Source organism: Trichococcus flocculiformis, from assembly GCF_900113645.1.
GTDB classification, from domain to species: Bacteria; Bacillota; Bacilli; order Lactobacillales; family Aerococcaceae; genus Trichococcus; species Trichococcus flocculiformis.
On record NZ_FOQC01000006.1, the window covers coordinates 15,814 to 34,914 of the forward strand.

At 42.3% G+C, this 19,101-nt stretch carries 21 protein-coding genes and 1 pseudogene; 14 read left to right on the forward strand and 8 right to left on the reverse strand.

What is annotated here, in order from left to right; genetic code table 11:
• Positions 1-15 precede the first annotated feature (15 nt).
• The 3 genes from BMZ71_RS04055 (at position 16) to BMZ71_RS04070 (ending at position 5,259) form a co-directional block, all read left to right on the forward strand.
• Positions 16-2,475 carry a heavy metal translocating P-type ATPase gene (locus BMZ71_RS04055; RefSeq protein ID WP_086988502.1) on the forward strand — a complete coding sequence of 820 codons (2,460 nt, stop codon included), beginning with the start codon at positions 16-18 and terminating at the stop codon, positions 2,473-2,475.
• 352 nt (positions 2,476-2,827) lie between these two features.
• Complete coding sequence (locus BMZ71_RS04065) at positions 2,828-3,031, forward strand: heavy-metal-associated domain-containing protein (protein WP_068561777.1); 204 nt, start codon at positions 2,828-2,830, stop codon at positions 3,029-3,031.
• Between the two features lie 140 nt (positions 3,032-3,171).
• Positions 3,172-5,259 carry a heavy metal translocating P-type ATPase gene (locus BMZ71_RS04070; RefSeq protein WP_086988500.1) on the forward strand — a complete coding sequence of 696 codons (2,088 nt, stop codon included), beginning with the start codon at positions 3,172-3,174 and terminating at the stop codon, positions 5,257-5,259.
• A gap of 174 nt (positions 5,260-5,433) precedes the next feature.
• Here BMZ71_RS04070 and BMZ71_RS04075 read toward each other — a convergent pair whose 3' ends face one another.
• Positions 5,434-6,021 carry a TIGR01906 family membrane protein gene (locus tag BMZ71_RS04075; RefSeq protein ID WP_245734382.1) on the reverse strand — a complete coding sequence of 196 codons (588 nt, stop codon included), beginning with the start codon at positions 6,019-6,021 and terminating at the stop codon, positions 5,434-5,436.
• 64 nt (positions 6,022-6,085) lie between these two features.
• Positions 6,086-6,295 (reverse strand): adhesion protein, encoded by a 210-nt coding sequence (locus tag BMZ71_RS04080; protein ID WP_068561776.1) that lies wholly within the window; start codon positions 6,293-6,295, stop codon positions 6,086-6,088.
• Between the two features lie 260 nt (positions 6,296-6,555).
• Here BMZ71_RS04080 and BMZ71_RS04085 point away from each other — a divergent pair, with 260 nt between their 5' ends.
• Genes BMZ71_RS04085 through BMZ71_RS04100 form a run of 4 tightly spaced genes read left to right on the forward strand, consistent with a single transcriptional unit; the run spans position 6,556 to position 9,467 of the window.
• The gene (locus tag BMZ71_RS04085; RefSeq protein ID WP_086988498.1) at positions 6,556-7,872 is read left to right on the forward strand and encodes a M23 family metallopeptidase; all 1,317 of its coding nucleotides are present in this window, start codon (positions 6,556-6,558) and stop codon (positions 7,870-7,872) included.
• 43 nt (positions 7,873-7,915) lie between these two features.
• Positions 7,916-8,758, forward strand: coding sequence for a prolipoprotein diacylglyceryl transferase (lgt, locus tag BMZ71_RS04090; protein WP_068561774.1), 843 nt, complete (start codon positions 7,916-7,918; stop codon positions 8,756-8,758).
• Positions 8,759-8,793: 35 nt separating this feature from the next.
• Positions 8,794-9,027: an SHOCT domain-containing protein gene (locus BMZ71_RS04095; RefSeq protein WP_068561773.1), complete on the forward strand. Its 234-nt coding sequence runs from the start codon at positions 8,794-8,796 to the stop codon at positions 9,025-9,027.
• A gap of 23 nt (positions 9,028-9,050) precedes the next feature.
• Positions 9,051-9,467 (forward strand): NusG domain II-containing protein, encoded by a 417-nt coding sequence (locus BMZ71_RS04100; protein WP_370684631.1) that lies wholly within the window; start codon positions 9,051-9,053, stop codon positions 9,465-9,467.
• 71 nt (positions 9,468-9,538) lie between these two features.
• Here BMZ71_RS04100 and BMZ71_RS04105 read toward each other — a convergent pair whose 3' ends face one another.
• Both BMZ71_RS04105 and BMZ71_RS04110 read right to left on the reverse strand, forming a co-directional pair.
• Entirely contained in the window at positions 9,539-10,936 is a 1,398-nt protein-coding gene (locus BMZ71_RS04105) for a sensor histidine kinase (RefSeq protein WP_086988497.1), read from the reverse strand.
• Positions 10,933-11,619, reverse strand: a complete 687-nt coding sequence (locus BMZ71_RS04110; protein WP_086988496.1) for a response regulator transcription factor — start codon at positions 11,617-11,619, stop codon at positions 10,933-10,935. Before BMZ71_RS04110 ends, BMZ71_RS04105 begins: the two co-directional genes overlap by 4 nt.
• A 333-nt stretch (positions 11,620-11,952) precedes the next feature.
• Here BMZ71_RS04110 and BMZ71_RS04115 point away from each other — a divergent pair, with 333 nt between their 5' ends.
• Positions 11,953-12,519, forward strand: coding sequence for an adenylate kinase (locus tag BMZ71_RS04115; RefSeq protein WP_086988495.1), 567 nt, complete (start codon positions 11,953-11,955; stop codon positions 12,517-12,519).
• Positions 12,520-12,680: 161 nt separating this feature from the next.
• Here BMZ71_RS04115 and BMZ71_RS14805 read toward each other — a convergent pair whose 3' ends face one another.
• Positions 12,681-12,857, reverse strand: a complete 177-nt coding sequence (locus BMZ71_RS14805) for a hypothetical protein (RefSeq protein ID WP_177187486.1) — start codon at positions 12,855-12,857, stop codon at positions 12,681-12,683.
• A gap of 310 nt (positions 12,858-13,167) precedes the next feature.
• Between BMZ71_RS14805 and BMZ71_RS04120 the strand changes: the two genes are divergently transcribed.
• From BMZ71_RS04120 to BMZ71_RS15260, 5 genes are all read left to right on the forward strand, one after another.
• Positions 13,168-13,857, forward strand: coding sequence for a hypothetical protein (locus tag BMZ71_RS04120; protein WP_086988494.1), 690 nt, complete (start codon positions 13,168-13,170; stop codon positions 13,855-13,857).
• Positions 13,858-13,877: 20 nt separating this feature from the next.
• Positions 13,878-14,117: an SHOCT domain-containing protein gene (locus tag BMZ71_RS04125; RefSeq protein WP_068561768.1), complete on the forward strand. Its 240-nt coding sequence runs from the start codon at positions 13,878-13,880 to the stop codon at positions 14,115-14,117.
• Positions 14,118-14,315: 198 nt separating this feature from the next.
• A complete protein-coding gene (locus tag BMZ71_RS04130; RefSeq protein WP_068561767.1) occupies positions 14,316-14,597 on the forward strand; it encodes a hypothetical protein in 282 nt (93 codons plus the stop codon).
• Positions 14,598-14,879: 282 nt separating this feature from the next.
• Positions 14,880-15,479 (forward strand): YdhK family protein, encoded by a 600-nt coding sequence (locus tag BMZ71_RS04135; RefSeq protein WP_068624584.1) that lies wholly within the window; start codon positions 14,880-14,882, stop codon positions 15,477-15,479.
• A 386-nt stretch (positions 15,480-15,865) separates the two neighbouring features.
• Complete coding sequence (locus BMZ71_RS15260; protein WP_239420606.1) at positions 15,866-15,988, forward strand: recombinase family protein; 123 nt, start codon at positions 15,866-15,868, stop codon at positions 15,986-15,988.
• Between the two features lie 515 nt (positions 15,989-16,503).
• Here BMZ71_RS15260 and BMZ71_RS04145 read toward each other — a convergent pair.
• Both BMZ71_RS04145 and BMZ71_RS04150 read right to left on the reverse strand, forming a co-directional pair.
• Entirely contained in the window at positions 16,504-17,046 is a 543-nt protein-coding gene (locus tag BMZ71_RS04145; protein ID WP_068624586.1) for a DUF2703 domain-containing protein, read from the reverse strand.
• 96 nt (positions 17,047-17,142) lie between these two features.
• Positions 17,143-17,604: pseudogene (locus BMZ71_RS04150) on the reverse strand (mercury(II) reductase); the annotation flags it as partial.
• A 573-nt stretch (positions 17,605-18,177) separates the two neighbouring features.
• Between BMZ71_RS04150 and BMZ71_RS15515 the strand changes: the two are divergent.
• On the forward strand, positions 18,178-18,330 hold the full coding sequence (locus tag BMZ71_RS15515) for a transposase (RefSeq protein WP_162268643.1): 153 nt from the start codon (positions 18,178-18,180) through the stop codon (positions 18,328-18,330).
• Positions 18,331-18,710: 380 nt separating this feature from the next.
• Here BMZ71_RS15515 and BMZ71_RS04165 read toward each other — a convergent pair whose 3' ends face one another.
• Complete coding sequence (locus BMZ71_RS04165; protein WP_068624590.1) at positions 18,711-19,025, reverse strand: ArsR/SmtB family transcription factor; 315 nt, start codon at positions 19,023-19,025, stop codon at positions 18,711-18,713.
• Positions 19,026-19,101 lie beyond the last annotated feature (76 nt).

Here is a 19,101-nt window from a genome sequence, read left to right on the forward strand (position 1 = left end):
GGAGGAAAAGCAAAAATGGAGAATAAAGTATTCAGTATAGACGGCATGACCTGTGCGTCCTGTGCACAAACTGTAGAGAAAGCTGCTCAGAAATTACCAGGAGTAAAGACTGCGAACGTCAATCTCGCAACCGAAAAAATGAATATCCAGTTTGACAGTTCAGCATTGACGGAAGCAGACATTCAAAAAGCAGTGGCAGATGCAGGATACACTGCAATTTCTAATACGGTTAAGAAAACATTCAATATTGAGGGGATGACATGTGCTTCATGCGCCCAGACGATTGAAAAGGCAACTCAGAAACTACGAGGAGTAAATCTTTCCTCCGTAAATCTGGCCACGGAGAAACTGGTAGTGGAGTATGATCCGGGTATGGTGAACCTTACCGATATCATAAAGGCGGTTATGGATTCAGGTTATGAGGCACATGAAGAAGTAGCAACTGCTGATACGGTAGACCAGGATAAAGAAAAGAAACAGAAAGAAATCAAGAGTCTCTGGAACAGGTTTCTAATATCCGCGCTATTTACAGCTCCGTTACTCTATATCGCAATGGGGCATTTGGTAAATGCGCCCCTTCCTGATTTCATCAACCCGATGATGAACCCGGAAGCCTTTGCTATCGTTCAACTCGTTTTGACACTCCCTGTGGTTGCGGTAAACAGTAAAATATATCGCAATGGGTTCAAGGCATTGTCTAAAGGGCACCCTAATATGGATTCGCTGATTTCTCTAGGAACTAGTGCAGCTTTCCTTTACGGGGTATTTGCAACAGTGATGATTTTCCGTGGAGAAGTAGCCTATGCCAATGAACTGTACTATGAAACGGCAGCTGTTATTTTAGCTTTAATTGTCCTAGGGAAATATCTCGAGACCTTAACAAAAGGAAAAACTTCTGAAGCCATTAAAAAACTTATGGGATTGGCACCTAAAACCGCACTGGTGGTACGAAACGGAAAAGAGTCAGAGATTTCCATTGATGAAGTGGTGGTTGGCGACATTATCGTTGTGAGGCCAGGTGGGAAAATGCCGGTAGATGGCGTGGTTATCGAAGGATTGACGTCGGTAGATGAATCCATGCTCACAGGTGAAAGTATCCCCGTGGAAAAATCTGTGGGAGATGCTATTATTGGTGCGAGTATCAACAAAAATGGGACGATTCGGTACAAGGCGACAAAAGTGGGAAAAGACACTGCGCTGTCCCAAATTATCAAGCTAGTGGAAGATGCCCAAGGATCCAAAGCCCCTATTGCTAAGATGGCTGATATCATTTCCGGGTATTTTGTTCCGATTGTCATTGCGATTGCAATTCTTTCCGCGATAGCGTGGTACTTTGCTGGTCAAACAGGTGTATTCGCCTTGACTATAGCCATTTCGGTACTGGTGATTGCGTGCCCATGCGCGCTTGGTCTGGCTACTCCCACAGCGATTATGATCGGGACAGGAAAAGGTGCAGAGCATGGCGTGCTATTCAAGAGCGGGACAGCGTTGGAGACGACCCATAAGCTGAACACCATTGTGTTCGACAAAACGGGTACGATAACAGAAGGGAAGCCAAAAGTAACGGATATTATCACCGCTGAAGGGATTTCCGAAACGGAATTACTGACTCTTTCTGCTTCCGCCGAAAAAGGCTCGGAGCACCCACTTGGTGAGGCAATCGTGAATAGCGCAGAAGAGAAGGGCCTAGCATTCTTGAAAACAGAAACGTTTAATGCTATTCCAGGACATGGGATTGAAGTGACAATCAATGGCCAACACCTCTTGCTCGGAAACAAGAAGCTGATGGACGAATGGCATATTGGTCTGGGAAATTTGGCATCTGCCTCCGATGCATTAGCAAGCCAAGGTAAGACGCCTATGTACATTGCAAAGGATGGTAAAATCGCTGGAATCATTGCGGTAGCGGATACTGTAAAAGAGAGCAGCTTACGTGCCATCAAGAAGCTGCATAAGATGGGAATCGAAGTAGCCATGATCACCGGAGACAACAAACGGACCGCTGAGGCCATCGCCAAGCAAGTGGGCATCGATCGGGTGTTGAGCGAAGTCTTACCAGAAGATAAAGCTAATGAAGTGAAGAAGTTGCAGGATGAAGGCAAAAAGGTAGGGATGGTTGGCGACGGAATCAATGACGCTCCAGCTCTTGCCCAGGCAGATGTAGGGATTGCAATCGGTTCGGGTACGGATGTAGCCATAGAATCAGCAGATGTCGTCTTAATGCGGAGTGATCTCATGGACGTACCTACTGCTGTTGAATTGAGTAAATCCACCATCCGAAATATTAAAGAAAACCTGTTTTGGGCATTCGCGTACAACATACTTGGTATCCCCTTTGCGATGGGTGTTGTTTATGCATTTGGCGGTCCTCTGCTCAGCCCGGTCATTGCAGCAGCAGCAATGAGTTTCAGTTCCATTTCTGTTTTGTTGAATGCATTACGTTTAAAAGGATTTCAACCTTCTGTTATGAAATAAAAACTGGGGATGGTAGAATGAGGATGGAGTTAACTATAAGTTTATCTTGTTTCAAATGCTTAAACCTAATAGCGGAAAAAATAAAAAAATTCCCTACAGTGGAGAGCGTGTCTATTGATGAAAGTAAGAAAATTGCACTCGTTCAAGGTAATAAAACGAAGCAAGATGAGTTTCTGGGAGCATTATCCGATATTCCCTATCTTTTAAGGGAGATCAATGAAGCGGAGAATTGCGACTGTTGCACACAACCCCATTTTAGTTTTCATTAATAGTTGACTGACGGTTGAAACATTTCTTTCAAAAAAGGATAAAGAGAAATTTAATAATAAAAAAAAGAAATGAGGAAAAATTTATGAAACAAGAAGTATTCGTAGAAGGCATGAAATGTGAAGGTTGCGCCAAGGGAGTAAAAGAAAAATTCGAATCCATAAAGGGAGTAGAATCAGTGTCTGTTGATTTGAAAGGCAAAAAAGCTACTATAAATACACGATCTGTTATTGATAAAGCAACATTTGTCGCAGTTTTAGAGGACACAAAGTATTCAGTAGTGGAGTAAGGTAGTTTAAAAATTTTGTAAGTTAGGTAATTTTTTGTATTCAGATTCTATTCGGGGAGCCTCAGTTTTTATCCTTCATGAAGAAACAGGGAGAACAGCTGAGGCTCATTCTTTAATCGAGGTAAGAGGAGGATAAGTTTATGAACAACAAGCAACAGAACGGTTCGAATAAACCAACGGACCACAGCAAGATGGATCACAGCAAGATGGACCATAGTCAGATGGATCACAGCAAGATGGATCACAGCAAGATGGATCACAGTGAAATGGATCATGGCGCAATGGGAGGGCATGCCCACCACAATCACGGTAGCTTTAAAGAGATTTTCTTGAAGTCACTCCCATTAGGAATTGCAATCTTACTCATTACTCCTTTGATGGATATTCAGTTGCCTTTCCAAATTATCTTTCCTTATGCAGACTTTGTAGCAGCTGTATTGGCAACAATTCTATACATTTATGGCGGAAAACCATTCTACATGGGTGCGAAAGATGAGTTTAATTCAAAAGCTCCAGGCATGATGTCCTTGATTACTTTGGGAATAACGGTTTCTTATGCCTATAGTGTTTACGCAGTGGCCGCTCGATATGTGACCGGAGAACATGTCATGGACTTCTTCTTTGAGTTTGCAACGTTACTTTTAATCATGTTATTAGGACACTGGATTGAAATGAAGGCATTGGGTGAAGCAGGGGACGCGCAAAAAGCTCTAGCAGAATTAGTGCCAAAAGACGCTCATGTTGTTTTAGAAGACGATTCGATTGAAACTCGTCCTGTGTCTGACCTTCAAGTTGGAGATGTTATCCGTGTTCAAGCAGGAGAAAATGTTCCAGCTGATGGTATCATTATTCGCGGAGAATCCCGTGTAAACGAGGCCCTCTTAACAGGTGAATCTAAGCCAATCGAAAAGAATGTTAAAGATCAAGTCATTGGTGGATCAACAAATGGTAGTGGTGTCCTATATGTAGAAGTAACAGAAACAGGGGATAAGTCCTTTATCTCACAAGTACAAACATTAATTAGCCAAGCACAAAGCCAACCATCTCGAGCAGAGAATGTGGCTCACAAAGTAGCTGGCTTGTTGTTCTACATTGCGGTTGTAGTAGCTTTAATCGCCCTACTAATCTGGACGATCATTGCGGATCTGCCTACAGCCGTTATCTTTACTGTGACTACGTTAGTTATTGCCTGCCCACACGCTTTGGGTCTTGCTATTCCCTTGGTAGTATCACGTAGTACTAGTTTGGGTGCAAGCCGAGGATTACTGGTTAAAAATAGAGAAGCTTTGGAATTAACTACTAAAGCGGATGTTATGGTATTGGATAAAACAGGTACTTTAACAACTGGTGAATTTAAAGTGTTGGACGTCACTGTTTTGAGTGATAAATATTCTGAAGAAGAAATTACAGGCTTGTTGGCGGGTATAGAGGCGGGCTCCAGTCACCCGATTGCCCAATCGATTGTGAACCACGCTGAAGCGAAAGGCATTAAGTCAGTTTCCTTTGACTCCATTGAAATCGTTTCGGGAGCAGGAATAGAAGGGGAGGCGAACGGCCACCACTATCAATTAATCAGCCAAAAGGCATACGGAAAAGCATTGCGTATGGATATTCCGAAAGGCGCTACTTTAAGTATCCTTGTAGAAAATAATGAAGCAATCGGCGCTGTCGCATTGGGAGATGAACTGAAAGAAACCAGCAGAAACTTGATCGAGGTGCTGAAAAAATACGGAATTGAACCACTCATGGCTACTGGTGATAACGAGGAAGCTGCACAAGGAGTTGCAGAAGTTCTAGGTATTCAATACCAAGCCAATCAATCTCCGGAAGATAAGTACAAGCTGGTCGAGTCCATGAAAAACCAAAACAAGACGGTTATCATGGTGGGAGACGGGGTCAATGACGCACCTTCCCTTGCCTTGGCAGACGTAGGTATTGCAATCGGAGCTGGAACGCAAGTAGCTTTGGATTCTGCGGATATTATCCTTACTCAGTCTGATCCAGGGGATATTGAATCCTTTATCGAGTTAGCAAACAAGACGACACGTAAAATGAAACAAAACTTGGTATGGGGAGCAGGCTACAATTTTATCGCGATTCCAATTGCTGCTGGCCTCCTTGCTCCTATCGGCATTACCTTGGGTCCGGCCTTCGGCGCCGTCCTCATGTCCTTATCGACCGTTATTGTTGCGATCAATGCCATGCTTTTGAAATTAGACCCTAAATAAAACGAAGCAGGAACGAAAAAAGCACTGGCTGGTTTGACCCCCTTCCAGAATCGGGTCAGACCAGCCAGTATGCTGTATAAGGAAAATCATAGATCGATAAATTTTCGATAAAAACAGGGCTCCCATGCTTTCGATGGAGAGCCCTGTTTTTCTTATGAACCATAACCTTTTTAATCAACGGCTTGGGGCAGAGATTCGATATTTAGTAGTGAAGTACCCCAGGATTAGGAAGACTTCGATTAATCCAAAGGCCAAGAGGAAACTGTGCATAAAGAACTCCGCCGGCAGCGCTAAGATGATGGGATCAGTTGCGGGATTAAATAGCCAAGCATCATTGTTAAAGAATACCTGATGGAATAGCACAAACAGCACATCAAAGTTGATCAATAGAGCCAAAACAACACCCAGCGGAAGCAAGATTCCCCACTGGAAGTATCGAAGAAGTCGCCAGTATTGCCCTTCTCTGTTTAGATACTGCATAAACCAGAAGGAGCCTATCCCTGAAGTAATCAGAATCAGGTAGTCCAGCATAAACAACTTCTTCACTTCAGTGAAGTGGAATAACCCGCTAACTGAGCTAGGGAAATCCGGCATATCCAGTTTCGCTATCCATGGGGTATTCAGGTAATCTAGCAGAATACGATAGTTCATTAAGATTTGCTCTTTCGGCATGCCTACATATTCCGATATATTCAAGTAACCAATGTCAAACGAGTAGAGGAAGGTAAAGTTGATGGTTGCTGCCACCGAAAGGGATAAGATGAAAAAGGTAATGAAAATAAACCCTGAAATTTGAATGATTTTCTGCTTCAATGTGGAATGGCCCTCACAATTCATTTTGATTTATTTTTGATTTTACTACGTTCAATTCCTCTTTTAACCGTTTGTTTTCAATTTCCAACTTTTTCTTGTCTTCCGATTCGGGATCCGCGTGACCATGTCCTTTATGATTATGTCCGCCATGCATACCTGGCATAACAAACATCATGAGTATGTGCCCTGCCACCATCAAAACAATAAATAAGATTGATTCCATGTTCAACTCTCCTTTTATTTTTTCGCCAATGCTACAACTAACACGTTAGTAAAGAAATGGACGATAGATTAAAAAATTACGAAGAACCCAATTCCATCAGTGAAGCGAATAAGATTCAGAATAACTTTCTAAGACAAGAATAGAGTAAAACTATGTGGGTTTTATGGAGATTAACAACTCCATAAAACCTACATAATTTCTTGGTACAGTAAAATAAGCAAAAGAAAGGGGCAAATTTTGCCGACATTTAAGGAGGATACATGAATAGAAAGCAGATGTTCAGGATTTTAGGAATTCCCACGCTTTTAAGTTTACTGGTGGTACCTTTGGATGTGAAAGCTGATACGCTGGAAGAGCTCAATCAACAAAAAACGGAATTGGAAAGCAGAATCCAAGAATTGGATGAGAATTCTTCAGGGCAACAAGAGCTATTGGACACATTGGAGGCAAAGAAAGAGCAACTTGGGGTTGGAACAATCACCCTGCAAAAGGAAATCGACAAGCTCACCCTACAATTAGTTGAACAGCAGGGGAAATTGCAAAGTTCTGAGGAAAAAATAAAGGAATTAAGTAAAGAAGCCGAAATGCTGGAAGAACGGATTGAACTAAGAGGGGAAAAACTTAAAGTGCAAGCCAGAGCCGTCCAAACAGATACAAATCCACGTACTCTCCTGGAAGCAGTTATCAACTCGGAGAACCTTGCGGAAATGATAGGGAACATAGGCTTAGTAACTTACATTATGAACATCAACAAGGAAATACTCGTCCAGCAGAAAAATGACAAAATGGATCTGGTGGAGAAAAAGCAGGCAGCTGAGGACGAGCAGGAAAACCTCGAAATACTGAGTGCGGAAATCCAAGTAGCCAAAACCAATTTGGTGACACAGAAAGCAGGGCTGGAGAATCAAATCGAGCAGCTAGCCCAAGAGTATGATCTTACGGTGGAACAAAAAGAAGCGATTGATCAGGAGCAACAGAATCTTGCCGGAACGGTGAGCACCCTCTCCGATCAACTGAAGGAGGAGCAACGCCGGATCGCTGATGAAGAAGTAGTACGACAACAGGCTGCACAAGAGGTCGCGGTTGCAATGGCGGGTGAGATTGTTCCTGAAAGCTTCTTCGAAGAAAGCAAGGTAGTGGAGTATGCCTCTGCGGGGGAAACCCTGCCTGAAGCGAAGAGCGTTACCGCGTCTGGTTTCATTCGCCCGAGTAATGGGATTGTAACAGATCCTTTTGGATACAGAATCCATCCTCTTACAGGGGAGTGGAAATTGCATGCGGGCATGGATTTTGCCGGATCGGGACCGATTGTCGCAGCCCAGGGGGGAACCGTTCTAGTAGCCGGGTACCATAATTCATGGGACTACTACGTGAAAATCGACCATGGAAACGGACTCCAAACTTTATACGCTCACATGGAAGCGGGCAGCCTTCGGGTTGCTCCCGGACAAAAAGTATCCCAAGGACAACAATTAGGGATAATGGGAACAACGGGGGATTCAACAGGTGTCCACCTGCATTTCGAGGTTTATGAGAATGGGGTTCAGGTTGACCCAGAACCTTACTTGGGATTGTAAAAGCACTATAAAATAAACGTTTTTTTCTTATAAGGAGGAAAGTATGGAAACAATAGTAGGAACAATTGATCGCGTAGCTTTCTCATTTGGCCCATTCACCGTCTACTGGTATGGGATTATCATTGGGGCTGCTATGCTATTGGCAATCTCCTTGGCGTCCAAGGAGGGCACGAAAAGAGGCTTAGGAGAAGATACCGTTACAGATATGACAATGTGGGCGATTCCCATTGGGCTGATTGGAGCCAGAATCTACTACATTCTCTTCGAATGGCAGTACTATCTGCAAAATCCGGGCGAAATCGTCCAAATCTGGAATGGTGGAATTGCCATTTATGGGGGGTTGATTGCAGGGGGATTCACTGTCTATTGGTACACCAAGAAAAAGAGGATTCCCGTTGCCTTGATGTTGGATGTGCTGGCTCCCTATGTCCTTTTGGCCCAATCCATCGGTCGATGGGGCAACTTCACTAACCAGGAAGCACATGGTGGAGAAGTGACTCGAACCTTTCTGGAGAACTTGTACCTTCCGAAGTTTATCATTGATCAGATGCAAATTAACGGTGTGTACTACCAGCCCACCTTCCTCTACGAGTCATTATGGAGTCTCCTCGGATTTGGCGTAATCATTGCCTTGCGAAACCGCAAGGGGTTGTTGCGGCAAGGCGAAGTGGCCCTCAGCTATACTATCTGGTATTCAGCGGGCAGATTCTTCATAGAGGGCCTGCGCACGGATAGTTTGTGGATTGGTGATTTCTTGCGGGTGTCACAGGGATTGTCCTTGCTCTTGTTTGTGGGTGCGATTGGTATTTGGATTTACCGGAGAAGGGATTATCCGCCCAAAACCTACTATCTAGAAGGATGGAACCTCAAAGGAGAAAGAGATTGAAGTAAAGACGGATAACAGGAAAGAGTGTGAGTGGCATGTCGAGTTATTGGAATCTGCTGAATCATGACGGATTGGGATCCTTAAGATTGATGGGGTTGCTTTGGATTGTAGTGCTGTTTATGGTGGCGTACCTCCTTATCAAGATTCTTTCCGATCGAACAGATAGTCGAATTGCGAATGAGACCTCTTTGGAACAGATTCAAAAAGAATTTGCCAGAGATAATATTACGGAAGCAGAGTACTTGAAGAGAAAAAAACAGTTAGAGTAAACGAGAGAAAAAGGGGGAGAATCATGATTAAAAAGTATCGCAGAATGGTGAAACCTTTTGATATCATTATTGTCTCTTTTCTGTTTGTTCTATCTTTTTTACCGACAATGATCTTCGCCGTTGAAACTGCACACATAGAAAAGAGCAAGCTGTATGCAGTTATCTCGTTCAACGGCGAGGAAGTGGACCGCTTCCTCCTGACCGGAAATGAGAAACAGCGGCTTATCACCTACTATCCTGCTCCCGGGAAGTATAATATTATCGAAATTGATGGGGAGCGGATTCGTGACAAATCGGATAACAGCCCCCAGCAAATCGCCGTGAGGACAGGGTGGATCCAATCACTTGGACAAACAAGTCTAAACTTACCCCACCGCATGCTAATTGAGATTGTATCCGATAATCCGACAGAGGCGGAGATTGATGTCCTTGCACGATAAGAGAATAGACCACTGAAAAAAGTACTCCAACCCTATTTAATTAGTTGGAGTACTTTTTTATAAACCCTATTTTATTTTGCCTTGGGAAGATTGATTGTAAATGTTGTGCCTTTCCCATAAATACTATCTACGGAAATAGTCCCTTGATGCGCATTCACAATGCCCTTTACAATGGAAAGGCCTATTCCTTGCCCCCCTAGTTTACTGTTTCGGGAGGGCTCCGCCATATAGAACCGTTCAAATATTTGGCCCACCTCGTCCGGAGGGATTCCTTGTCCGTTGTCGATTATTCGAAAGGAAGCGGTGCCTTTACTTTGCGAAACGTAAAGGTCGATTCTTCCTCCTGAAGGGGTAAACTTAATGGCATTTGCCAACAAATTAGTTAAGACCTGATGAATTTTATCCCGGTCCGCGGAAATAAAAACGCGATTACCGCTAACGGAACAGTTGAGTTTATTTTCAACCAGCATGGGTTGGAAATTATCCACGATTTGTTGGGCTAGTTCCGTAAGATCAAAGGTGGTTTTCTGTAGTTGAGACTCCTGACTTTCGAGTTCGTTGATCCGATCGATTTCTCCAATCAGACGCGTAATTCGGCTTATCTCTTCGTAACAACGATAGAGCCGCTCTTCAGATATTTCCCAGACACCATCTATCATGGCTTCAATATTCCCTTTCAAGGTCGTCAAAGGCGTTCTGATTTCATGGGCAATATCGGAGGACAAACGGTTTCGGATCTTCTGTTGGTGTTGAAGCTGCAAGGAAAGATCATTCACTGATACCAGCAGGTCATCAATCTCCCGGATTCCTGTTTCTTCCAGAGAAAGACTGCTGTAACGCCCTTTGGCAATTTTCTGGGTAAAATCATTGATTGTGACGATGGGGGAGCTAAGCTTTTTGGACACCACTAGCGCAAAGAAGAGGGGAATGAGGAGCGATATGAAGGCCACAAAAACCAATTTACTTTCCATATCGGAAATAAAGAGGGCGTCATGTTCTGTGTAAGCATAGGGACCCACGGATTGAATCTCCATTATGCCAATTTCTTCGGTACCATCATAAAGGGGACTACGGCTTTGCACGTAGTCACTCTCCATACCTCCCACCATTTGCTGCATATGCAGGAGATGATCCTGAACCTTGTTCTTCGCATCTTCTTCCTCAGAAGCGGATGGGCTCCATAACAGTTGCCCGTCCTCGTCGAAAATCCTCACAATCACTGACTGTTGGAGAGCATTTCGCCCAATACGCTGAATTGCTTGCGAATTTTCTTCCCAGGTACCGTTTTGTTGATAGAGATTCTCTAAATCAGTGCTGTATTCTTCCAACTCTGACTCCTGTCTCTCCCTGACATAGTCAGCAAAGTGGCTCTCTAGTAAGTTCAGTGTTATCCAGCTGAAGGCTCCTACCAGAATAAAAGAAAGCGAAACGAAGGAAAGGAGAAGTTGCCACTTTATTGTTCGCTTCATTTTTGACCACCAAATCGGTATCCCTCTCCATAGATTGTCAGGATATAGTAGGGGGTTCGCGTATCATCATCTTCTATCTTTTGTCGCAGGTTCTTAATATGGACATCAATGACTCGATCTGTTCCGTCAAAATCTAATCCTTTTACGACCTGCAAGAGCTGTTGCCTAGGGAAAATCTGCTGAGGATGTGACGCCAGAAGAGTCAGCAACCTGTACTCAGTTGGCGTTAGTCCCACTTCTACGCCCTTTTTGAATACTTGCTTGTTATCGGGATAGATTTCCAATAAACCACCTTCGAAGGACCATTTCACCTCTTGGGGTTCCGGATGTGAGCGTCGCAGTACAGTCTGTACTCGGGCCACCAGTTCTTTGGGGCTGAAGGGTTTCGTCATATAATGGTCCGCGCCGATTTGCAGTCCGCTCAGGATAGCCTGTTCCGTTGTTCTCGCCGTCAGCATAATCACAGGCACGCTGGAGGATTTTCTTATTCTTCGGCAGACCTCAAGACCGGAGATATCCGGCAGCATGAGGTCCAGGACGATGAGATCCGGCCGGATGGTTTCGGCTTTCCGCAAGGCTTCTTCTCCATCCATGGCTCTGAATACTTGGTAGTTTTTAGCAACCAAGTACGCCTCTACAATCTCCAAAATGTTTTCCTCGTCATCTACAATCAAAATTTTCATATGTTTTCCCTCCATCATTCACACGATTGATTCTGTACTACTAAAAATTGTCCCACCGCACCATCTTTCCTGAGCAATGCACGATGGTAGTTTTCCAATATTGCTGAATTGAGTTTACCTTTTCATTGTGTGGGTTTTATGGAGTAGAAGATGTCCTATTGTTTTTAAAGAAGCAGTAGGAAAAGTTCTGTCGGCCTATTAATGCCTTTAGAACTACTGCAAATATTTGTTTTTTTGTTTCTCCATACGCCCTACACAATCATGCGCTATCTTAGTAGTGAATGGTTGTGTACGATTCGATAGAGGCATAATGCAGATAAGGAGTGTTAGAAAATGAATATCATTATAATGGGAATGCCCGGCGCTGGAATGGGAACCCAAGCGAGGGAAATCGCAGTTACCTATCAGATTCCGTATATCTCTACAGGTGAAATCTTCCGATCTTTCGCTGAGATGGGTAGTCCGATCGGTCTAGAAGTCAAAACGTTCATGGATATGGGAAAACTAGTCCCCGATAGATTGGTCAATAAACTCCTCTGGGATCGCATGGGAGAGGATGACATGAAAGAGGGTTTCATTTTGGATGGATATCCGCGAACGCGTCAGCAAGCGGAAGCGTTAGAAGCATATCTGGAAAGCAAAAGACTGTCGCTGGATGTTGTCCTCTATCTGGCTGTTGGGAAAGAGGTCTTACGGAAAAGGTTAGAAAAGAGGGTCAATTTGCCTTGGTCAGAGGATAAATCAGAAGTCATAGAAAGACGGCTACAAGTGAGTGAGCTCGAAATGGAAGCACTGACGGGTTTCTATCAGGAAGCGGGAATCGTTTCTATGGTCAATGGCGAACAAAAGCCCGACATTGTATTCGAAAAGATACAAGAAGTTCTTCAGTTTCATTCTTAATGAGGATTCGTTCTAATCCAGAAGATAATCTTTCTATTAGGCTCTCCAAGATTACGAGCTATTGGACGAATGCCTTGATGAAAAGGTAGAAATCAAGAAAAAAAAGCATGGAGACTTTTTGTCTGCATGCTTTTCCTTAAGGTTTATTTTTTTTACCACTGTTAAACATATTCGATGATGCCGCGTTTAAGAAGCTCTTTCCTCAAAGCCTCATTTTCTACCCGTAATCTTTTTACATCTGCGCTTAAAACAGAATTATGTTTACGAACTGCACTTAGGATTACCATCGTCAAAACAGGAACCAGTAGTACTAAAATGATAAATAGAGTTGTTTGCATAGTCTATGTCCTTCTTTCTGGATTGTTTTTTTTAGATTTCATAGTCATAGCATACTAGGTGATTATGTAGACTGTATGAAGAAGCAAAACTCCATTAAATCTACACATTGCTCCGGTATATTAGGGTTAACAAATCCTCAAAGTATGGATAAGTAGTAAGAATTGGCGTTTAGTAAGTGAGGGTACTATTAAAAATGTAGAGGCGTAATTGATGCCATGGATTTCAGTAAGCACAATTTATCCAATTTTCTAAAGACGAGGTGCCGATTCAAAATCGCTTTAAGGCTTACCGAAGAAAGAAGGCAGGGATATGAAAAACAAACATCAATTAGTGTGGGGTGTAATCCTGTTTGGTGCGCTTGCCGTATTGATTGTGTACAGCAGCGGGTTGTTTATGCTGGCAAAAAATGCGGGAACAGACGTTTATACGCAAGGGTTTTACAACAGCGGCATGATGGGTGGCAGAGTCAACAGCAACCAGAACAGCAGTGGCGAGAAATTGACGCCGGATCAGATTTTGTCGGATGTCGAAAATTATTTGAAGGGCTATGGAAATAATCTTCAAGTGGCAGATATTTTTGTCTTCACCGATGCGGATTACTACGTTTCGGTGGAAGAGAAAGATACCGGCAGAGGGGCCATGGAACTCTTGGTCAATCCTTATACGGGACAGATCTACCCCGAGCCGGGTCCCAACATGATGTGGAATGAGAAATACAGCATGATGATGGGAGGATCCTTCCGCTACAATGCGAATGCAACGGATACGGCAACTGTGAACCGAACAGAAGCAGTCAAAAATGCGGATGATTTTGTGAAGAGTCAGTTGGGCGAAGCTTTTTCGGTTCCGGGTGAGGGGCACGCATTTTATGGTTATTACACTTTTCATATCAAGGAAGACGACAAAGTAATCGGGATGCTCAGTGTCAATGACCTTACCGGAGAAGTCTGGTACCATGATTGGCATGGCGATTTGGAACAAGTGATTTCTGAACATTAACAGAAAGAGGAGTGGGAAAAATGATGAATTATTATGGTTATGACATGATGGGCGGTTGGGGAATTTTCATGATGATTATCCTGGTAATCTTAATCGTTATTATCGTATACGCGGTGATGAAGCTAGTCCAAGGAGGCAATAATGCTGGCACAACTTCAAATGGCCGGGATGAGGCACTTGAAATCCTTGATCAGCGTTATGCAAAAGGAGAATTATCAGACGAAGAATACCAACAAAAGAAGAAAATATTGAAAAGTTAGTTGGGTAAGTCTGAAGTTTCATGCTCGAACTGAGTTTTCTCAAAAATATATTCCGGAAATGAACTATTCATATCAAAAAGCCAAGATCATATACAAATCTTGGCTTTTTGATATGATTTTTTTCTACATAAAATCAACACATTCATATATTATTATAAAAACAGAAACATAAAATAAATCAAAGCAAGGGGATAAATTATGCACCACCATGAAAGTAAAGAAGAGAAATCAGGAACGCATAAACACAGTCCATTACATCATATGATCCATATGATTATTTGTTGTGGCCTACCAATACTGATTATAGTATCAATACCATTTATTGCTAAATATAATCTCGGACTTGCTACTATATTAGGAGTTATTGCGCCATTTATATGCCCCATTATGATGGGAGGAATGATGCTATCAATGCTAGGTGGTAAGAAAAAGGAAAACTGTTGTTCGAAAAAAGAAAGTGATACTGTACCGGAAGAGTGAGCGATTTTTTTGTAGGAAGCCATTAAAGCATCTAAAAATTGAAGGAATAGTTTTTAAATAAAAAAGTGGGGCCCAAATAATGGCTACGAATTAATGCGACATTTTTTTGGATACCGATTGTATGCATCTGATTGTGCTGTACTTGACTACTAAAAATGAACCTATAGCCCTGACTAGGTAAATTGATTATAAGACTAATTATTTGACTATTGAAAAAAGGAAGGACAGAATGTGTAATGTAGAGTACTTTCGATAATAGTCAATAAAGGAGGGTAATGAAACATGTATAAGAACCGATTGATAAAAAGTATCCTAGGTCTTTCTACATTAGTATTATTGGCCGCATGTTCTATTGATCAAGATGGAGACGTAGATTCTGAGTCCGTGGGAAATATTTCATCAGATATAGAAAGTATTGCTTCTACTTCGAATATGGGTGAAATGATGCATGATGATTCTGGAGAAATACCAGAAGGATTACTAGCAGCAGAAAACCCAACATATCGGATAGGGGACATTGTTACCATCAATTCAGACCATATGACAGGAATGCAGGGTGCAGAGGCTACTATTGTAGGGGCATTCGACACTACAGTTTACGAAGTATCCTTCAATCCAACTAATGGTGATCCGCGAGTAACAAACCATCAATGGGTTATCAAGGAAGAAATAGCTGAAGCAAAAGATGTCGAAGAACCACTGGAACCTGGCACAGAGGTTACGCTGGAAGCGAGTCATATGGAAGGCATGCAAGATGCAACTGCCACGATAGAATCAGCAGAAGACACTACCGTATATATGGTTGACTTTGAGCCGACCACAGGGGAAGAAATGGTCAGGAACCATAAATGGGTAACAGAAGCTGAACTATCGCCCAATTAAATGTTTACCTTTCCAGCATTGAAGAGATAAAGATTATCTGTTACTTGATCAAATAGATCATATATTAAAGAAACATTGGACAAAAAATAAAGGGCAAGATTCACATAAGTGAGTTTTGCCCTTTATTTTTGTCTAAAAATTAGGTGGTCTTTATTATCTGTAGTTTTGGGGTGTACCCAAAATCACCACCTGTAAAATGTTGATTTTATTGGATTTTTAATGTGGAGTACATGTGTCGAATAAATCGAGTTCGAGAAAGGGGGAAAACAGATGAACATCGGATAAGCACGTGTGTCCACCACAGACCAGAAGCTGGACCGACAGATCAAAGTCCTGAAAAAAGCAAGGCAGAAAAAATATTTTAAGAGAGAATGTCCGGTAAAAGTATGACAGATCGTGAGGAGTTTCAGCAGGCTTTGGGGTTCCTGCGAGAGAAAGATGTCCTGATTGTGGAGTCATTGGATCGACTGGGTCGAAACTATGATGATATCGGTCAGATGGAACAATAGCGCCTGGATCGGAAAGAAATTGGACTCCAAGTATTGAATTTACCGATTCTGAACCATGACCTGGGAGATCCTAATCTGCAGAAACTAATTCGGAATATGACTTTATAGTTGCTGTCCTGGACCGCCCAAAACGAATGCGGAGAAATATTGCCGGTCGCCTATCAATTGAAATCGGATATAACTTATCAACTCCTGTTAAGTAGATAAGAAATCCCGGCTCTGTGGGCACTGCTGAACAATTTGAATCGGAACAAAAAAACTTCCCGCCTTGAAAATACGCCTCTAAAATAACCCAATTTAAAAATAGAGGTTGGGACAGAAGTATTAAAAAAGAGAAAAAATCGCATGAATCAAACTGACAAATGTTGATTTCATGCGATTTCTATTTTTCTATTAGCTAATTTCCGCCAAAATTTGATTTATGTCACAGTTCTATTTTTGCAGATTCTTCTTATCTGTGACTGTTCATTGGGTGAGAGTAAAATCGTTCCCTTCTGAATCAAACGTCACCGATCTTACTTTTTATTTTCCATAACGTAATAGAAATGTTTTAGATTCTCAGGAAGTACGTATTCTTGCTCAGCTATACTATCAGCTAAACTTCCTCCGTACACCGCCTTAAGGATTCCTTCAATAACCATAGCCTTAGGGGGGACGGTATATTCTTGACCTTGATAAATCCAAATTCGACAGTCAACTACGTTCCCACACAAATCACCACAGGATTCGCATATACTTTCTTTAAACTCCATCTGAATGTCGTGTCCATTAACACGGATTGTAGGCGAACTAAGAAATTTATGAGTTACCGCTAACTCCTTAGTATTCACATTGATTTTGTTTACATGTACATCTGTCCCAGTTGCTTCAAGTACATTTGCAATTTCCTTTAAAGCTTCATCTAAGCTGTCTTCTGCGCCCTGACAGCGAGTACATACACTCAAATCCAGATATAAAAAATCAATTATTATTTTATTTTTTTCAATTTTAATTTCTTCTGCGTTTCCGCAACATCCTGTTGTACCTGAACAACATCCTGAATTGCTTTTATTAGTCATATTTAACACTCCTTGTAAGATAAAGATAAGGTTTGGATCATAAAAACCCAGGCATAATCAGCTTTTTCGTATAAGTTACTTATTAAATAAACAATTTTAGCCAGCACAACAGGATAATTTTGATAGGACTTTGTCAAACGCTACGGCTGCTAATTTTGAGCCTTCTGCCATTGTTAAATAAGGTGCTAGCGTTTCTTTTAAGTCGTCTACGGTCAATCCCAACTTGACAGATAAAGAAGCGGCGTAAATAACTTCCCCTGCATTGTCAGCAACCACATGCACTCCCAGAATTTTTCGCATTTTTCTATCAGCTACAAGTTAAATTATACCCGTCGTACCATGATTTACAATCGGTCTAGCAACATTTGTTAACGGCAACACAGATGTTTTAATTTCATATCCTCTTTCATTCGCTTTCTTTTCTGTCAAACCAACGGTTGCGAATCCGAGACTTGTAAGCGCTGCCCTAGGGACTACTGTTAAATCGATTTTTTTATTTAACCCACCAATCGCATTGTCTGCAACAATTCCTCCTTCATAGGCAGCCACGTAGACGAATTATGGAAGAGAAGAACGGATCCGCGATAAGAAAGGTCTCTTGTGAAGAAGGGAATGACGCGCATATGTTACGAGAAGAGAAGATTGTATTTACAGGCAAACTGGATACATTATCCCGGAAACAAGCCAACTACTAACACGCTAACTTTTACATTAAGCGTCCGCCCTAGGAGGGAAAACGCAAGCAACTGTCACCAAAGATACAACAATCTTGGTGGTAGGAAAGGCGAACACCAATCTTTTCCAAGAGGACCCGCGAAGTCTGAAGATGCAAAAAGTTGAAGCTTTACAGCAAGAAGGCCGACCTATTTGCTTGCTATCGGAGAAGACCTTCCTTGAGCGAGTTTCCGTACATTTGAATCAGATTGTGGGCATGATGAGGGCTAGTGAGAAATAGATTGTAATAATTGCTCTGATTAAGTAATCGATGATTCCAATGGATCCTAGAGACAGCTAGAACACGCCAGTTGCATTCACGGGTTCTGAGTTTAGAGCAGAAGAAATATCGGAATAATCCTTTCCCCTTCTCCAATTGGGAGCATTATAAGAAAGAGGATGCTTTCATGTCCCACAATGGGCAGAAGCCCCTTCCGTTATCTAGCCCCTCGGAAAGATACTTATGGTTTCTCTCGAACTTTCAAGGTTTATGAGTGCGCAAACTGCTCAGGATGCCCCTTGCGAGCGCAATGCACCAAGGCGAAAGAAGGGAACAACAGAAGAAAATAATTAAAGATTTGCTTTCGGATGCAAAGACTGGCGCAATCTACGGAAAATGGAAGATCGATGTAGAACGAGCGTTCGGATTGCTGGAGGCTAATTTGTGCTTCACTCGATTCTCTGTCAGAGGAAAGGTGAATGTGTGCAAATACGCCTCCCAAGCAGCCCTCCTTAGGAGGAAATCTGCACCTAGGTCCTCAAAAAGGTTCCAACCACCCCGATTCGGTGATTGGAACCTTTTTTCATTAGCTTACACTAGTTATATCCCAACTTCAGGGAAACATGAATAGATGGAAAAAGCAATATTAATGTTCTTTCTCGGCTGCGCCTTATGAGCATAGTCTGCAGCAAGTTTGGACATTATGAATTCCTCCTTCTAATGTATAGATTTATTCTGCTATCTCCCGAACATGGTCCAGGACTTGCTCTAAGATATGTACAACATGGGGATCATCGAGGCTGTAAAAAATCGCTTTTCCCTCTCTCCTTGCTTTAACCAAGCGCGCCTCTTTCAAAGTTCTTAATTGGTGGGAGATAGCGGATTGCTCCATTTCCAAGGAAGTGGTAATTGAGCCTACGCTTAATTCTTGTTGTTGCAGAAGAAAGAGGATCGATATTCTGGTAGGATCACTGATAATCTTAAAAATCTTGCTGACAGACTGGATGGATTTTTTGTCCAACTGCGGTGTTATTGGTGTATTCACTTGCACTCTCTCCTTTTTACATGACCAAACGTTCATGATTAGGGTAACATACGTTTGATGAAATGCAAATTTTTTA